This window comes from Bacillus sonorensis NBRC 101234 = KCTC 13918 (assembly GCF_001592005.1).
Classification (GTDB): Bacteria; Bacillota; Bacilli; order Bacillales; family Bacillaceae; genus Bacillus; species Bacillus sonorensis.
In genome coordinates this window covers 1-16,608 of sequence record NZ_BCVZ01000007.1, presented here as the reverse complement: position 1 = coordinate 16,608, position 16,608 = coordinate 1, and the positions used below count along the sequence as shown (strand labels likewise).

Annotated in this window: 14 protein-coding genes; 12 read left to right on the top strand and 2 right to left on the bottom strand. The window is 47.8% G+C overall.

What is annotated here, in order from left to right; translation table 11 throughout:
• The first annotated feature begins 43 nt into the window (after nucleotides 1–43).
• The 3 genes from BTR1S_RS10375 to BTR1S_RS10365 all read left to right on the top strand — a co-directional run bounded on the left by BTR1S_RS10375 (nucleotide 44) and on the right by BTR1S_RS10365 (nucleotide 4,662).
• Entirely contained in the window at nucleotides 44–925 is an 882-nt protein-coding gene (locus BTR1S_RS10375) for an LXG domain-containing protein (RefSeq protein ID WP_029419872.1), read from the top strand.
• 321 nt (nucleotides 926–1,246) lie between these two features.
• Nucleotides 1,247–2,671: an SLC13 family permease gene (locus tag BTR1S_RS10370; RefSeq protein ID WP_029419871.1), complete on the top strand. Its 1,425-nt coding sequence runs from the start codon at nucleotides 1,247–1,249 to the stop codon at nucleotides 2,669–2,671.
• Between the two features lie 101 nt (nucleotides 2,672–2,772).
• Complete coding sequence (locus BTR1S_RS10365) at nucleotides 2,773–4,662, top strand: ABC-F family ATP-binding cassette domain-containing protein (RefSeq protein ID WP_029419870.1); 1,890 nt, start codon at nucleotides 2,773–2,775, stop codon at nucleotides 4,660–4,662.
• 44 nt (nucleotides 4,663–4,706) lie between these two features.
• Here BTR1S_RS10365 and BTR1S_RS10360 read toward each other — a convergent pair whose 3' ends face one another.
• Nucleotides 4,707–5,015 carry an ArsR/SmtB family transcription factor gene (locus BTR1S_RS10360; RefSeq protein WP_006637394.1) on the bottom strand — a complete coding sequence of 103 codons (309 nt, stop codon included), beginning with the start codon at nucleotides 5,013–5,015 and terminating at the stop codon, nucleotides 4,707–4,709.
• 124 nt (nucleotides 5,016–5,139) lie between these two features.
• Between BTR1S_RS10360 and BTR1S_RS10355 the strand changes: the two genes are divergently transcribed.
• Entirely contained in the window at nucleotides 5,140–6,303 is a 1,164-nt protein-coding gene (locus tag BTR1S_RS10355; RefSeq protein WP_029419869.1) for an MFS transporter, read from the top strand.
• 39 nt (nucleotides 6,304–6,342) lie between these two features.
• On the opposite strand, the gene folE2 is transcribed toward BTR1S_RS10355, so the two are convergent.
• Nucleotides 6,343–7,245, bottom strand: a complete 903-nt coding sequence (gene folE2, locus BTR1S_RS10350) for a GTP cyclohydrolase FolE2 (RefSeq protein ID WP_029419868.1) — start codon at nucleotides 7,243–7,245, stop codon at nucleotides 6,343–6,345.
• A 120-nt stretch (nucleotides 7,246–7,365) separates the two neighbouring features.
• On the opposite strand from folE2, the gene BTR1S_RS10345 reads away from it, so the two are divergent.
• The 8 genes from BTR1S_RS10345 to bioB all read left to right on the top strand — a co-directional run bounded on the left by BTR1S_RS10345 (nucleotide 7,366) and on the right by bioB (nucleotide 16,575).
• Nucleotides 7,366–8,481 (top strand): NAD(P)/FAD-dependent oxidoreductase, encoded by a 1,116-nt coding sequence (locus BTR1S_RS10345; RefSeq protein WP_029419867.1) that lies wholly within the window; start codon nucleotides 7,366–7,368, stop codon nucleotides 8,479–8,481.
• A complete protein-coding gene (locus BTR1S_RS10340; protein WP_006637398.1) occupies nucleotides 8,475–10,139 on the top strand; it encodes a nucleoside recognition domain-containing protein in 1,665 nt (554 codons plus the stop codon). Before BTR1S_RS10345 ends, BTR1S_RS10340 begins: the two co-directional genes overlap by 7 nt.
• 88 nt (nucleotides 10,140–10,227) lie before the next feature.
• Complete coding sequence (locus BTR1S_RS10335; RefSeq protein WP_006637399.1) at nucleotides 10,228–11,427, top strand: GTP-binding protein; 1,200 nt, start codon at nucleotides 10,228–10,230, stop codon at nucleotides 11,425–11,427.
• A 168-nt stretch (nucleotides 11,428–11,595) separates the two neighbouring features.
• Nucleotides 11,596–12,378, top strand: a complete 783-nt coding sequence (bioW, locus tag BTR1S_RS10330) for a 6-carboxyhexanoate--CoA ligase (RefSeq protein WP_006637400.1) — start codon at nucleotides 11,596–11,598, stop codon at nucleotides 12,376–12,378.
• Nucleotides 12,363–13,709, top strand: a complete 1,347-nt coding sequence (bioA, locus tag BTR1S_RS10325) for an adenosylmethionine--8-amino-7-oxononanoate transaminase (RefSeq protein WP_029419866.1) — start codon at nucleotides 12,363–12,365, stop codon at nucleotides 13,707–13,709. Before bioW ends, bioA begins: the two co-directional genes overlap by 16 nt.
• On the top strand, nucleotides 13,699–14,883 hold the full coding sequence (bioF, locus tag BTR1S_RS10320; RefSeq protein ID WP_029419865.1) for an 8-amino-7-oxononanoate synthase: 1,185 nt from the start codon (nucleotides 13,699–13,701) through the stop codon (nucleotides 14,881–14,883). Before bioA ends, bioF begins: the two co-directional genes overlap by 11 nt.
• Nucleotides 14,855–15,562 (top strand): dethiobiotin synthase, encoded by a 708-nt coding sequence (gene bioD, locus BTR1S_RS10315; protein WP_029419864.1) that lies wholly within the window; start codon nucleotides 14,855–14,857, stop codon nucleotides 15,560–15,562. Before bioF ends, bioD begins: the two co-directional genes overlap by 29 nt.
• Entirely contained in the window at nucleotides 15,559–16,575 is a 1,017-nt protein-coding gene (gene bioB / locus BTR1S_RS10310) for a biotin synthase BioB (RefSeq protein WP_006637404.1), read from the top strand. Before bioD ends, bioB begins: the two co-directional genes overlap by 4 nt.
• Nucleotides 16,576–16,608 lie beyond the last annotated feature (33 nt).

The window sequence follows — 16,608 nt, the reverse complement described above, 5'->3', positions numbered from 1 at the left end:
TGGTAAGATAGTCTTGAGCAAGGCTTTAGGAAGGGTTGTCTCCATGAAGGTATATGAAGCAAAAACACTAATAACTGCAATGGAAGCTCGTTCAGGTGAATACAGGAAAATAAGGGGAAAGTTTGTCGAATTGAGAAAAGCGTTGATGGGAATGGCAGATTTGGGTGACGATTTTCAAGGAAAAGGTGCTGACAATATCAAAGCATTTTACAGGGAGCATGCCGCAATTGTTGATGAATGGCTGGATATGATCGACATGCAGATCGCTTTTTTGGACAGTATATCCGCCGCCGCAGAAGAAGCCGGGCTGGGTGAAGACACTTTTGTTGATATTGCTTTTTTGGAACAAGAATTAGCCCAAGCGGATGAAAAATCAAAGGCAATCGTTGCACGGCAGAAAAAAACACTTGAAGCCATTTTTCAGGGCATTACCGATATGATCGATTTACAAGCCTTTTCGACTGCTGATTTCAACCGGCACATGAGCGCTTCAAAAGTGAAGCGGGAATGTACGGTTGACAAGATCGAACAACTGGATTCACAATTCAAAAAAGAATACGGGACATCAGAAGCCAGCCAAGACCATATATCAGCCAGAGGAAAAGCGTTAATGGAGGCTGCGGGGCAAGGAAAGAAGGCACAGCCGATTCACTTCAATGAGAAAGCCTATTATGGCAGCAAGGCATTCAAGCAAAGCGATGAAATACTGAAGAAGACGCGGGAATATCTCGCCATAAAAAAAGAAGTAGCCGAAAAACGGAGGATGAAAGAGCTGAAGGCAAAGCTTGAGAAAGTATCTGATCCGGACGAATACCTTGAAATTGTAAAAGAAATAGGCTATGAAAATCTCGATTTGGCTGAGAAACAATATGTGCTGCAGCTGGAGCAAATGAACAGCAGAAAAAGAAACGGGGAACAAGCATAGCAATGGGGATACGGGAGTCCGGATGTAAGTATATTGTCAGGAGAGGGACTGCATCTTTCTTTATTGTATTTTATTTTTAATCAAAAGCTAATGTCCGCCGGGAAAGCAAGTGATTGTTTCCATTTCCTTTATTGAAGCTCTTTTTGCTCTGGTGATGGTTTATGACATTTTTATAAGCCCGATCAAGGCTGATCTTGATCGGGTTTTTTAGTATTTTCGATTCCGGTATATAATTAAAATTTTATTTTAAATTTTTAAAAGGAATTTCCCTGACCCTAATCGAAAGTGTTTAATAGAAACCGCTTTCAAGGGGGAAGGGATATGAAAGTATACACAAAAACAAAGCTGACCGGGCTGCTATTGGGGCCGATCGGTTTTTTGCTGATTTTTGGCCTCATTCCCGAGGCTGAACTGGCGCACGCCCCCCGGATCGTTCTGGCTGTAACGGCATGGACGGCCGTCTGGTGGATCACGGAAGCCGTGCCGATTCCGGCGGCATCTTTATTGCCCGTCATTCTGCTGCCGACATTAGGCGGTTTGGATATGGACACGGCCGCTAAAGCATATGGCGATCCGATTGTGTTTATGTATATGGGGGGCTTTATCATTGCGGTCGCCATTGAGAAATGGAGTCTGCACAGACGGATGGCGCTTCACATTTTGAAGCTGATCGGTGCGGAAAGCCACCGGATCGTGCTTGGCGTGATGCTGGCGACGGCGTTTCTGTCAATGTGGATTTCAAATGCGGCTACCGCGCTGATGATGCTGCCGGTCGCCCTCGCCGTCATTAAAGAAGTGCAGGAAAAAGAAATATTAAAAGGGGATTCGCTTCAGAAATTCAGCAAAAGCATTCTTTTGGCCGTGGCATATGCCGCTTCCATCGGCGGGCTCGCCACACTGGTCGGCTCCGTTCCGAATGCGGTATTTGCGGCAATGTCCAGACAAATGCTGAATCGCGACATTATGTTTTTTGAATGGTTTTTATTTGGTTTTCCGATTACTGTCATTTTTTTAATCATGTTATACGTGTATTTAACGAAGGTGCAGTTTAAAGTCAGCCGCTTTGAAGGAAAAAAGCCCGATTTTATCGATCATGATCTCAAAGCGCTTGGCGCGATGACACGGGAAGAAAAATCGGTGCTGGCCGTTTTTTTGCTGACGGCATTTTTATGGATGTTTAAATTTCTGCTTCCATTTGCCATCACTGATACATCGATCGCGATTCTTGGGGCGGTTCTGCTTTTTTTGATTCCGAGCACGAGTGACGAGCGGATTTTGGAATGGAAGGATATGCAGTCGCTGCCTTGGGGAATGCTTCTCTTGTTCGGGGGCGGTTTGTCGCTTGCGGCCGGTTTTTCCAAAACGGATCTAACGGGGTGGATTGCCGGAAAGCTGAAGCTTTTGGAAGGACATCCTTACTTGTTTGTTTTAATCGTATTAACGGCGGCGATTTTATTTATGACGGAGATTATGTCGAATACGGCTGTCGCCAATATGGTAATTCCGATGACGGTCGGACTCGGAGCCGCGCTTCATGTTGAACCGTACGGGCTGATGGCGGCAGCGGCGCTTGCTTCATCATGCGCCTTCATGCTGCCGATTTCGACTCCGCCGAATGCCGCCGTCTTCAGCGCCAATGTATTGAATATGCGGGACATGATCAAAGCCGGTTTTTGGCTGAATGTCGCAGGCGTTTTGATCATCGTCGCAGGCGTTTATGTCTGGCTTCCGGTCGTTTTGCGGTAAGCTCATGCCCTTTGTTGACATATTCATATACCTCTCACTAGTTTTCTTTTCATAACTGATTTACAATAAAGTTATGAATTTAGGTGAGGATTGGTAGACACATGAGCATTTTAAAAGCGGAAGGTTTATATAAAACATACGGAGACAAAACACTGTTTGATCATATATCATTTCATATCGAAGAAAACGAACGGATCGGCTTGATCGGTCCGAACGGAACAGGAAAAAGCACGCTGCTGAAGGTGATCGCCGGCAATGAATCGACGGAGAAAGGCGTGTTGACGAGAAGCGGCAGCCTCCATACCGAGTTTTTGCATCAAGAGCCGGACTTGGACGGCGGACAAACGGTGCTTGAGTATATATATTCGGGAGATTCCGTCATGATGCGGACGATGAGGATGTATGAAAAGGCTTTGCAAGAGCTGAACGCGTCTCCGGAAGATCCGGAGAAACAGAAAAACCTCCTGGCCGCACAAGGAAAAATGGATGAGCATGGCGCCTGGGACGCGAACACGGCGGCGAAAACGATTTTGACGAAGCTGGGCGTCGGAGATGTGGCTAAAGACGTCGGCACCCTTTCCGGAGGGCAAAAAAAGCGGGTGGCGATTGCGAAGACATTGATACAGCCCGCCGACCTCCTGATTTTGGATGAGCCGACAAACCATCTTGACAATGAAACGATCGAATGGCTTGAAGGTTATTTAAGCGGCTACCCGGGCTCAGTTGTTCTCGTGACTCATGACCGCTATTTCCTCAACCGCGTGACAAACCGGATTTATGAGCTGGATCGCGGCCGCCTTTATACGTATAAAGGGAATTATGAAGTGTTTTTGGAAAAGCGGGCTGAACGTGAAGCACTCGCTGAACAGAACGAAACGAAGCGGCAAAACTTGCTCAGGAGGGAGCTTGCCTGGCTGAGGAGGGGGGCAAAGGCACGTTCGACAAAACAGAAAGCGCGAATTCAGCGCGTGGAAGAGCTGAAGGAGCAGGACGCGCCTGAAGCCGCTTCATCCCTTGATTTTGCGATCGGTTCCTACCGCCTTGGAAAGCAGGTGATCGAGGCTGAAGGAGTCGGCATCAGCCGCGGCGGAAAACAGCTCATCGCCGGATTTCAGGAGCTGATCGTCCCCGGCGACCGGGTCGGCATCATCGGACCGAACGGCATCGGCAAGACGACGCTGTTAAACGCTCTCGCCGGACGTTTTGAGCCTGAAGCGGGCTCGATTACGATCGGCCAGACTGTCAGAATCGGCTATTATACACAAGACCACAGCGAGATGGATGATACGCTGCAAGTCATTGAGTATATCAAAGAGACGGCTGAGATCGTCAAAACAGCCGATGGACAGGTGATTTCCGCCGAGCAGATGCTGGAAAGGTTCCTGTTTCCGCGCCGGATGCAGCGCAGCTACATTCGCAAGCTGTCCGGCGGGGAAAAACGCCGCCTCTATCTATTGAAAGTGCTGATGGAGGAGCCGAATGTCCTGTTTCTCGATGAGCCGACAAACGATTTGGATACCGAGACGCTTGGCGTGCTGGAAGACTATCTTGAGCAGTTCCCGGGCGTTGTCATTACAGTATCCCATGACCGCTACTTCCTTGACCGGGTCGTCGACCGTCTTCTCGTGTTTCAAGGAAACGGGATCATCTCGCGCTTTCACGGCTCGTACAGCGAATATATGGAAAAGCAGAAGGAACTGAACCGCCAGAAACCGGCTGCTGAAGAAAGCGCCCCTGCTAAGCCTGAGAAAAAGAAAAGGAAAAAGCTTTCCTATAAGGATCAGCTCGAATGGGAAGGCATTGAGGATAAAATCGCACTTCTGGAGGAAAAACATAAGCAACTGGAAGAGGAAATCGCCGCTGCGGGCAGCGATTTTGAAACAATTCAGTCCTTGATGGAGGAGCAAAACAAAACGGCCGCAGAGCTTGACGAAGCAATGGAGCGCTGGACCGAGCTTTCTCTGCTGATCGAAGAGCTTGAACAATCATAAAAAACCTGCCGGATAAACGCCGGCAGGTTTTTTATGTGAAAGATTTACAACGGCTCGGCTGCCTGCAATATAGCTTGAAGCAAGCCTGGAAAGCGGCTGTTCAAGTCATCTTGGCGAAGCGAAATAAAGCGCTGTGTGCCTTCTATTCTCGTATAGATCACTCCCGATTCCCTCAGCACTTTAAAATGATGGGAAAGGGTTGATTTTGGAATGGGGATATTGACAGCGCTGCACGATTGTTCGCCGGCTTCTGCTAGATGTTTAATGATTTGAAGTCTGATTTGATCACTAAGGGCGTAAAGAACAGCAGATAAGCTGATGTCGCTCCGGTTTGGATGGTAAAGCGTCCTCAATGTGATTCACCTTCCTTGCGTAAATATACTTATGATTTGAATGGTAGCATACAAGATGATATTATTCTATTGTTCGAATATATTCGAACAATAGAATAAGAGATAACCGAAAGGGTGACAGTGATTGAAAAAAGTGCTTCCGCTTTTCTTTGGAATCATGTTTATGATTGGCACGGATACATTTTTAATTTCTCCATTGCTTCCGACTTTAAGGGAACTGTACGGCGTTCCGTTGGAAATCTCGGGCTGGCTAGTGAGCGCATATGCGCTTGGCTATGCTTTATTTGCTTTAATCGCAGGTCCGGTTTCTGACGGGCTGAATCGAAAAACGGTGATGACCTGGGGAATGGCCGCTTTTGGAACAAGCACATTTTTAAGCGGATTTGCTCCTGATTTTGGGATTATGATTTTCCTGCGTTTTGCGGCCGGGGTCAGCGCCGCGTTTGTCACTCCGCAAGTGTGGGCTTCGATTCCAGCTCTCGTTTCCAAGGAACGAATGGTGAAAAGCATGGGGATCGCCGCGGCAGGCTTATCCTTCTCGCAGATGCTGGGCTTGCCGATCGGAGGGTACCTGGCTTCCATTCATTGGTCTGCCCCATTTTTGATTCTTGGCGTTTGTTCGTTTTTCTTTGTATGGTTCATTCATCTCGTTTTGCCTGATTTGAAGCCAAGTCAGAAGACGGCGGGAAACATTCCGATCGCGGCCCGCTACAAAATGCTGCTTTCGGAGCCAAAGGTGTTTAAAACATTTTTCGCGTATTTTATCTTTCAAACAGGGAACTTTGCGGCTTTTTCTTTTTTGGGGACATGGCTTGCGGATGATTTTCGGTTAAATGTCAGCCAAATCGGAACCGCGATGCTTATTCTTGGATTGGGGAATGTGTTTGGGAGTACACTGGGCGTTCATGTAGCGGCAAAGCTGGGCAAGGCGTATTCGTTGTATGCCGGAATTGCGGTTTTGGCCGTGCTGTATGTCATCCTTTCGCAAACGACGCGGATTTCGCTTTTCGAAGCCATCTTTTTTGTGATGTTTTTCATGACAGGTATGATTTTCACTTTGATGATGAGCCTGTTGCAAAGCTTAGCGCCTCAAGCGAGAGGGACGATTGCGTCACTGGCAAATTCCTGCATGTACATAGGGCAAACGGCCGGGGCTTCAGCGGCCGGGCTGTTATATTCCCAATTCGGAGGATTTTTCGCGGTTGCACTGTTTACAGCGGTGTTGTACTTGTTTTCCATGCTGCTGTTTAAAAACAGCCGTATACTGGCTCGATCAAAGCCTGCTTAACGCCTAAATGGCTGCCGGAACATCCGGCAGCCTGTGCTTTTATATTTTGGAATACGCCAACCTCGCGGCGGCATCATGCAAATGAATCGATTCTTCATTGCGGCATTCGATCTCAAATGCCGCAATCCAATCCATTTCATACAAATCAGCCGCTATCAGGCGAATGAGGTCTTCGACAAATCGCGGATTCTCGTAGGCCTGTTCGGTCACTTTTTTTTCGTCGGGTCTTTTTAAGACGGGATGGAGCTTCGCGCTGGCATTCGTTTCCGCTGCGGCCAGAAGCTCTGTTTTAAAATCTTCGGGCATGGCGGCCCTGTCATTGATGTGCGCTGTGATCTTGATGACGCCCCGCTGATTGTGGGCGCTGTACTCGCTGATTTCTTTTGAGCAGGGGCAAAGTGTCGCCACTTTAGCCGTGATGCCAACGGTCCCGGTCCAGCCTTCTTTTTGATGATACGAAACATTCATATGAATATCGGCGTGCATCAGTCCGGGGAATTCGAGTTCCGGGCTGAGCCGCTCAAAATACCATGGAAATGCGAGAGACACTGCTGCGCCTTGCTGTTCCATGTTGACCGCCAGTTCCTTCGTAAAGTCTTTGAGTGAATCAAGTCCGACGATCCAGTTTTCCGTATGGTATCGCTGCAATTGTTCAGTCAGCCGGCTCATGTTGATGCCTTTCCTGCCGCGCTCAAGATGAGTCATTAACGAAAATGAACCGATCGTCGTCTGGGAAAACGGCTTGACTGCCGATGTGATGCGGATCGGGTGGGAAACGTTTGTAATGCCGACCTGGTCAATGTCAAATAAATAATCGTTCGGTGTATTTTGAATATCTTTCATCTGTTCTTTATCGGTTGGTTTTGTTCCTTTTACCGCCTCGACAGATCCAAAAAGGCGGTGTCGTTCCGGTTTTGCCGGCAATTGAAGGTCGTATTTCATAGAAGAGACTCCTTTCGCTGTTAAATCGTAATTATTACTATTTATTTTGAGGGACAGCTGTGATAAAATCAAGTGGTCGTGTTTTAAATCGAAATGATTTCGTTTAAGGAGTGGTTGATATTGCAGGACAGCGAAATCGTTATTGTCGGAGCGGGTCCCGCAGGCATTGGAATGGGAATCGTTCTGAAAAAGCTCGGTTTTGAATCGTTCGTGATTTTAGAAAAAGATCGTGCAGGAGCCTCGTTTTATCGCTGGCCCGAAGAAATGAGACTGATTACACCTTCCTTTACAGGACAGGGATTTGGCGCTTTAGATTTAAATGCTGTCGCCCCGGGGACATCGCCGGCTTTTACGTTTCAGCGCGAGCATTTAAGCGGATCTGAGTACGCGGAGTATTTACACCTTTTAGCCCGCCATTTTCAGCTGCCTCTAGCAGAAGGCACGGCGGTGCGGAAGCTGCATAAAGACAAGGACGGCTTTTTGGTTGAAACGGATCAAGGAGTTCTAAAAGCCAGATCCGTGATTTGGGGGACGGGGGAGTTCCAGTTTCCCAAGCATTCTTTTCCGGGCGCAGAACTTGGACTGCATAACAGCAAAGTCGCCTCATGGAGTCAATTTGAAACAGCCCATTATTATGTGGTCGGCGGTTATGAAAGCGCAATGGACGCCGCTTTTCAGCTCGCAGAGTATGGAAGTGATGTGACGGTGGTCATGCCGAATTCGATAAGGGAAAACGATGAGGCCGATCCGAGCCGGGCGCTATCGCCGTATACGCGGGAGCGTATTGAAGCTGCTTACCAAAAAGAAAAAGTGCATTTTTTAGAAAACGCCAGGGTCGCGAAAATGACGAAAAAGGAAGACGCAGCATATGATCTGCATTTGGCCGACGGCCGAAAAATCCGCTCTGAAACACAGCCGATTATTGCGACTGGATTTTATTCAGGCACCAAACAGATCAAACATTTATTTGAATGGGCGGAAAACGGCAAACCGCTGCTGACAGACGCGGATATGTCGACAATTACGGCAAACCTGTATGTAATCGGGCCCAGTGTCCAGCATCAAAAAGCCGTCTTTTGTTTTATTTATAAATTCCGGCAAAGATTTGCGGTGATTGCGGAGCACCTGTTGAAAAAATTAGGGCATCCGCTGGATGAAAAGGTGCTTTCAGAATACAAGGAAAACCAAATGTTTCTGACTGATTTGAGCTGCTGTGAGGTTCAGTGCGAATGTTAAAAAAACCGAAGCAACAGCAACGGCTGCTGCTGGTCGGATTGGAGTCGGTCGGAAAAACGACGCTTTTTTCCGCCATCACAGACCAGCAAGCCGGAGAAGAGACCAATGTCAAAGGTTCGACGGTTTTTGTTACCGAAAGGGAGATCAAGAGCCTTCAAGGCTGGGTGGTCGTGGATGCGCCCGGGCTTCGGCCGGATGACAGCCTCACACAAAGAGCGTTGAAGAGAGAAATTGAAAAAGCGGATCACACGATTGTCGTTTTAAGAGGCACGCATTTTTCTGAAGAGCTTCAAACGATCATCGGGCTGATTCCCCCTGAGTGTCAACATGTCTATTTTATCGTGACCTTTAAAGACAAAATGACGCGGGAGATGCGCCTTGCGCTTTCTGATCACATCGAACGGTACGATTTGCCGGTGATGCTCATCGATTCGCGAAGGATGACGGAAAGCAAAAAAGAGCGACTCTTTGCTTTTTTGAGAAAGGATGCTTCATTTCATCCGCTGAAACGCAAACAGATGGAATGCTTAAAGCTTGCATCTGCGCCTCCCCGACACATGTGGTTTGACCATCGCATCTGGGGGCCGCTTCTTTCGCTCACTGTTTTATGTGTGTTGTTTATGCTGCCGGTGATCGCGGCTTATCATGTTTCCGGATGGGGGCAGCAGTATGCGGACGAATGGCTGATCGATCCGCTGAAAAAAGCGGCGGAAGGCTGGCCGTCCTGGCTTGGAGCGATATTTGCGGGGAACTATGGCCTTTTTACTCTCGGCATTTATTCATTCGTTTGGGCGTTCCCGGTCGTTTTATTCATGTCGGCAGCCAATGCTGCGGCAGATGATTCGGGCTTAAAGGATCGAATCGTTGATTCATTGGATCCCTTGATGAGAAAAATCGGCATGAACGGCCAGGATTTAGTGCCGCTGATAACCGGGTTTGGCTGTAATGTCGTGGCTGTTCAGCAGACCCGTTCATGCAGCATATGCACCCGGAGGCAATGTGTTTCAATGATCTCATTCGGTTCTGCATGCAGCTACCAAATCGGTGCTTCCCTTTCGATTTTTCATGCGGGAGGAAAAGAGTGGCTGTTTATTCCATATCTGCTGACTCTCGTCACAGTCGGGGCCGTGCATAATCGCTTTTGGTATCCGGCAGAACAAAAGTGGTCCTCTTATTTTAAAAACAGAGCATCCTTTTTGCAGCGGCCTTCATGGAAAGGAACTGCATTTCGGGTGAAAACGGTGCTTAAGCAGTTTATGTTTCAGGCCATGCCGATCTTTTTCATCATCTGTCTGGCGGCAACGGTATTGCATGAACTGGGTATCATTCGTTTTTTCACAATGCTGGTGTCGCCGGTTTTGAAAGCGTTCGGAGCCCCGGCGGAAGCTGCGCCCGGCCTTGTTTTTTCAATGATCAGGAAAGATGGAATTTTACTGTTTAATGAAGACGGGGGTGCACTTTTGCATTCTTTATCCGGAGGCACGCTTTTTTTATTGGTTTATCTGGCATCGACTTTTTCGGCCTGCATGGTGACGGTCTTGACAATCGCAAAAGAATTGGGAATGAAAGCTGCTGCAGGCCTCGTGGGAAAACAGATGGTGACAGCTGCTGTTTCAGCTCTAGCTCTGCTGTGCATATGGAAGCTGCTGTTTTCATGAATGGTTTTGCATTTTGGATTGAAATGTGATGAAATAACATATAAATCGTAATAATTACGATTTATAAAAGTGAAGAAGGAGAATGACAATGAACAACAAAATTCCTGTAACAGTATTAAGCGGCTACCTGGGGGCGGGCAAAACGACGCTCTTGAATTACATATTGCAAAACCGCCAGGGACTGAAGGTTGCCGTCATCGTCAATGACATGAGCGAAGTGAACATCGACGCCGGCCTTGTCAAACAAGGGGGAGGTCTTTCAAGGACAGATGAAAAGCTCGTGGAAATGTCAAACGGTTGCATTTGCTGCACGCTGAGAGAGGATTTGCTCGTCGAAGTTGAAAAGCTTGCCACACAAGGGAATATCGATTATATCGTGATTGAATCGACCGGGATCAGCGAGCCGATACCGGTCGCGCAAACCTTTTCCTACATTGATGAAGAACTGGGGATTGATTTAACCCGGTTTTGCCGGCTGGATACGATGGTGACGGTTGTCGATGCCAATCGCTTTTGGCGTGACTTTCAATCTGGGGACAGCCTTTTGGACAGAAAAGAAGCCGTTAGTGAAGAGGATGAACGGGACATTGCCGATCTGCTCATTGATCAAATCGAATTTTGCGATGTCATGATTTTGAACAAATGTGATCTTGTTTCTCAAGAGGAACTGGAAAAACTTGAAAAAGTGCTGAGAACATTGCAGCCGGCTGCGAAAATGATCAGGGCGGTAAAAGGGGAAGTTGACCCGGGGGAGATTTTGAATACAGGATTGTTTGACTTTGAGAAGGCAAGCAATTCGGCGGGATGGCTGAGGGAATTAAATCAAGGGCATCAGCAGCATACGCCTGAGACTGAAGAATACGGAATTTCCTCCTTCGTCTATGAAGCGCGCCGTCCGTTTCATACAGAGCGGTTTTATAACTGGATTCATTCACTGCCGGAAAACGTGGTCAGGGCGAAAGGAATCGCCTGGTGCGCGACGAGAAACAGCCTCGCCCTGCTGATGTCGCAGGCCGGTCCGTCCGCCAGTCTTGAGCCGATTTCGTATTGGGTCGCGGCCTTGCCGAAGCAGGAGCAGGAACGAATTTTGAGAGATGAGCCCGAGTTTTTGCAAGAATGGGATCCCGAATTCGGAGACCGCCATACAAAGCTTGTTTTTATCGGACTCGACCTTTCTCCAGAAGAGATTTCGGCTGAAGCGGATCGATGCCTGCTTACGGATTCCGAGATGGCGGATGATTGGTCGCTTCTGCCCGATCCGTTTGATTGGCAGATTAAAAAAGTATAATTCATAAGATCTAACAAGACAAAAGAGGAGCCTCCTGTCCTCTTTTGTCTTTTTTATTATGGGGCGGATTGTCCCTGTGATATTGACATAACATGCAGTCGATACTAATATTCTATTTATAATGTTAACTTAAAATAAAAACAAGTTAACATTTAAGGGGGTGATCAGATGCAGGGAGAAACATATTTCAGCGTGAGAATGAGAGCTTCTCAAAACGGTTCGCATGAAAATGGCGGAAAACATATTTCCGGGGGAGAACGGCTCGCCTCTTTCAACGGTTTAAAGGATGCGGTAAATGCTTTATTGGATAAAGGCTTATCTCATTCACGGGGGAAACCGGACTTTATGCAAGTTCAGTTTGAACGTGTGGACGAACCGATAAGGCCGCTTCAGCCTTTACAGATTGAAACAAATGAAGTTTGCACGGCAGAAGACGGAAGAGTGTTGGCGGCTGCACTGCTTAGCAAAGCAGGCGTTCCTGCACAGAGCATTGACAAAGTGTTTCAGGAAATCGATCAATACTCGGATGTGAGGGGGGCCGTATTGTTTGATATCGATTCAGGCAAGCGGATTGATGGGAGAGAAGAAAAAGGTGTGCGGGTCTCCAGGCTGGATTGGCCGGAAGCCGATTTTGCACAATGGGCGGCCAGTCATGGAGCACCGCTAAACTCACGAATCAAAGAGGCGCTTGCCATTGCAACTAAGGTATGCAGGCATCCGGCCGTCATCGCCGAATTATGCTGGTCAGATGATCCGGATTACATAACGGGATACGTCGCCGGCCAAAAGCTGGGCTATCAGCGGATTACAAAGATGAAAGAATATGGAGACGAAAGCGGCTGCCGCGTTTTTTTTGTTGATGGATTAACAGATTTGAAGACTTGCATCGATGATTTGGAAAAAAAGCCTGTATTGATTCAAGCGGGAGGTAAAAGATGGGGCGATCATTAATTGAAAAAAGCAAAGAGCACCTTTGGCTGCCTTTTACACAGATGAAAGACTATGATGAACATCCGCTCATCATCGAAAGCGGAGACGGAATCAAGCTGAAAGATATCAATGGAAAGGAATACTACGACGGTTTTTCTTCAGTGTGGCTCAATGTGCACGGGCACCGTAAAAAGGAATTGGACGAGGCAATTATAAAACAGCTTGGCAAAATTGCGCACTCGACATTATTGGGGATGACGAATGTTCCAGCAACAGAGCTTGCCGAAGCGTTAATCAAGATAAGCCCGGAAAAGCTGACGCGCGTTTTTTATTCTGACAGCGGGGCTGAGGCGATGGAAATTGCTCTGAAAATGGCTTTTCAATATTGGAAAAACATCGGGAGGCCTGAGAAGCAAACGTTCATCTCTATGCGAAACGGCTATCACGGTGATACGATCGGCGCCGTCAGCGTCGGTTCAATCGAGCTTTTTCATGATGTGTACGGTCCTCTCATGTTTGACAGTTTCAAGGCACATGTCCCTTATGTATACCGTTCTGAAAGCGGCGATCCTGACGAGTGCCGCGATGAATGTCTGGCTGAACTCGAACAGCTGCTGATGGAGCATCATCGAGAAATAGCGGCACTGTCAATCGAATCGATGGTGCAAGGAGCATCCGGCATGATCGTAATGCCTGAAGGATTTTTGTCGGGGGTTCGCAAGCTTTGCACGACATATGACGTCTTAATGATTGTCGATGAAGTGGCGACGGGGTTTGGCCGCACCGGAAAAATGTTTGCCTGTGAGCACGAAAGCGTTCAGCCCGATTTAATGGCGGCAGGGAAAGGAATTACCGGAGGGTACTTGCCGATTGCCGTGACATTTGCAACAGAGGAGATTTACAGTGCATTTTACGATGACTATGAAAAACAAAAAACGTTTTTCCACGGACACTCCTATACAGGAAATCAGCTTGGGTGTGCAGTTGCGATTGAAAATTTGCGTTTATTTGAATCTGAAAACATCGTTACACAGGTAGCGGAAAAATCGAAAGTCCTTTATTCGCTTCTTCAGGACCTCAATAGGCTCCCTCATGTGGGCGATATCCGGCAGCTCGGTTTTATGTGCGGGATAGAGCTTGTGCAATCAAAGGAGACGAAATTAGCCTATCCTTCTGATTGGCGGGTCGGGTACCAGGTTTCTTTAAAAATGAGAGAGCTGGGGATGCTGACGAGGCCGCTGGGTGATGTCGTTGCCTTCCTGCCTCCGCTTGCGAGTACTGTGGAAGAGCTGGAGGCGATGGTTTCCATCATAAAACAAGCGATCGATAAGGTGACAAGCCGTGAATTTTAATGAATGGTTAAGCAGCCGGCTTGACAGGACGAAAACGGAGGGGCTTTTTCGAACGCTGCAGACGGTGGAATCTAATGCGGACATCCATGATAGACGACAAGTCAACTGGGCATCAAATGATTATTTGGGCTTGTCGCAAGATCAACGATTGATTTCGGCCGCGGAAACGGCGCTGCTCCAATACGGGGCGGGGAGCAGCGGCTCACGGCTGATGACAGGCAACACAGACTGGCATAAAAAACTCGAGCGGAAAATCGCGGATTTTAAACAGACGGAAGCGGCGCTTTTGTTTTCAAGCGGATACTTGGCCAACATCGGCGTCCTTTCTTCATTGCCTGAAAAAGGAGACGTGATCTTAAGCGATCAATTCAATCATGCCAGCATTATTGACGGTTGCCGCCTCTCAAAAGCCGACACGGTTGTTTACCGCCATATTGATATGAATGATCTTGAAAAGAAGCTTGCAGCGGTGCAAGACTGCTTTCGTCGCTTTATTGTAACAGACGGAGTCTTTAGCATGGATGGGACGATTGCGCCTCTTGATAAGATCATCCCGCTCGCTGAGCGCTACAAAGCCTTCGTTATTGTTGATGATGCGCATGCGACAGGGGTTCTGGGGAAAAACGGAGGAGGGACGAGCGAATATTTCGGCGTCCGCCCCGATGTTGTCATCGGCACGTTAAGCAAGGCTGTTGGCACGGAAGGCGGTTTTGCCGCAGGTTCTCAAGTGCTGATTGATTTTTTGCTGAATCATGCCAGAACGTTTATATTTCAGACGGCGATCCCGCCGGCGAGCTGTGCGGCTGCATATACAGCCTTGAAGATCATAGAGGACAGCCGGGAGAAGCGGCGCTTAATGCTTTCATCTGTAAAAATGATAAAAGCCGGTCTTGAACAGATGGGATTTGCGGTAAGAGGAGGACAAACGCCGATTTTGCCCGTCATCATCGGCGATGCCCAAAAAGCCGTTTTGCTTGCGGATGGTTTAAAGGAAAAGGGACTGTTTGCGCCGGCTATTCGTCCGCCGACGGTTCCGGCGGGAGAAAGCCGGATCAGGCTGACAGTCACCGCTGACCGCAGTTTGGGCGACATAGATGATTTGCTAGAGGGATTTCAATCAATGAGAAAAGAGTTGATATGGGAACATGAAGGGTTTTTTTGTGACAGGAACTGATACGGGTGTTGGGAAAACGGTCATTTCTTGCGGCATTGCTGCTTTATTGAAGAAGAAAAAGGTGGATGTCGGGGTGTTTAAGCCGTTTTTGAGCGGGATTTCGCGGAGTCATCCGACCAGCGATACAGCGCTGTTGAAGGAAATGTCGCAATCGTCTCTCTCTTACGAAGACATCACGCCTTTTGAGTTTAAAGAGCCGCTTGCTCCGTACACCGCTTCAGTGCTCGAAGGAAAGCCGGTCGGCTTGAAAGAGGCCGTGGATCATTGGCAAAAGATAAGGGATCAGCATGATTTGTTCATCGTCGAGGGAGCAGGCGGGATCGCGGTCCCGCTCGGAAACGATTATTTGGTCAGCGATTTGATCAAGGCGCTGGAATTGCCGGTCGTCATTGTCGCAAGGCCTGATCTTGGCACGATCAACCATACTTACTTAACGGTTCAATATGCGAAAAGCATGGGTCTTCAGCTGCTCGGCATCGTTATCAATGGAATCAGCGGCCGTCCGGGCCTTGATGAAGAAACCAATCCCAACATGATTGAAACATTATGCGATATGCCGATTTTAGGCATAACGCCAAAGCTTAAACAGATAACAGCAGAAAACATTCAACACATGATAGAGGAACATGTAGATATTTCCTTGATCATGAATCAAATGCAAATGGGGGCAGAACGATGAATCAATGGATGGATCTTGCCGAAAGAGTATTAGACGGCGGGGAAGTAACAGACCAAGAGGCACTTGCGATCTTAGAATGTCCAGATGAAGAAATCCTCTTGCTTATGCATGCCGCTTTTCAAATTAGAAAACATTTTTATGGAAAAAAAGTGAAGCTCAATATGATTATGAATGCAAAGTCCGGCCTGTGTCCGGAAAATTGCGGCTACTGCTCACAATCTGCAATCTCAAAAGCGCCGATTGATTCGTACCGGATGGTGGACAAAAAGACATTGCTTGAGGGGGCAAAGCGTGCACACGATTTAAATATCGGAACGTACTGTATCGTGGCAAGCGGCAGAGGGCCGTCAAATCGGGAAATCGATCAAGTCGTTGATGCTGTACAAGAAATTAAAGATACCTATGGTTTAAAAGTCTGTGCATGCCTTGGGATCTTAAAGCCGGAGCAGGCGCTGCGGCTGAAAGAAGCAGGGGTTGATCGATACAATCACAATGTCAATACGTCAAAAAACAATCATTCAAATATTACAACTTCACATACATATGATGATCGGGTCAATACAGTGGAAATCGCAAAACAATCGGGCATGTCTCCATGTTCAGGCGTCATTGTCGGCATGAAGGAGACGAAGCAAGATGTGGTCGATATGGCGAAAAGCTTAAGAGCGCTTGATGCCGATTCGATTCCGGTTAATTTTTTACATGCCATTGACGGTACACCGCTAGAAGGGGTCAATGAATTGAATCCGCTCTACTGTTTAAAGGTTTTAGCCTTATTCCGTTTTATCAACCCGACAAAGGAAATCCGCATTTCCGGGGGCAGGGAAGTCAACCTTCGCTCTCTTCAGCCGTTAGGGCTGTATGCCGCCAATTCTATTTTCGTCGGAGATTATTTAACAACGGCCGGGCAGAAGGAAACAGAAGACGAAAAAATGCTGCATGACCTGGGGTTTGAGGTCGAATCGGTAGACGAAATGAAAGCCAGTTTACTGGCGGAAAAAAGCAATCGGTGATCCGCCGATTGCTCAGCGTGTCGACAAACCCCC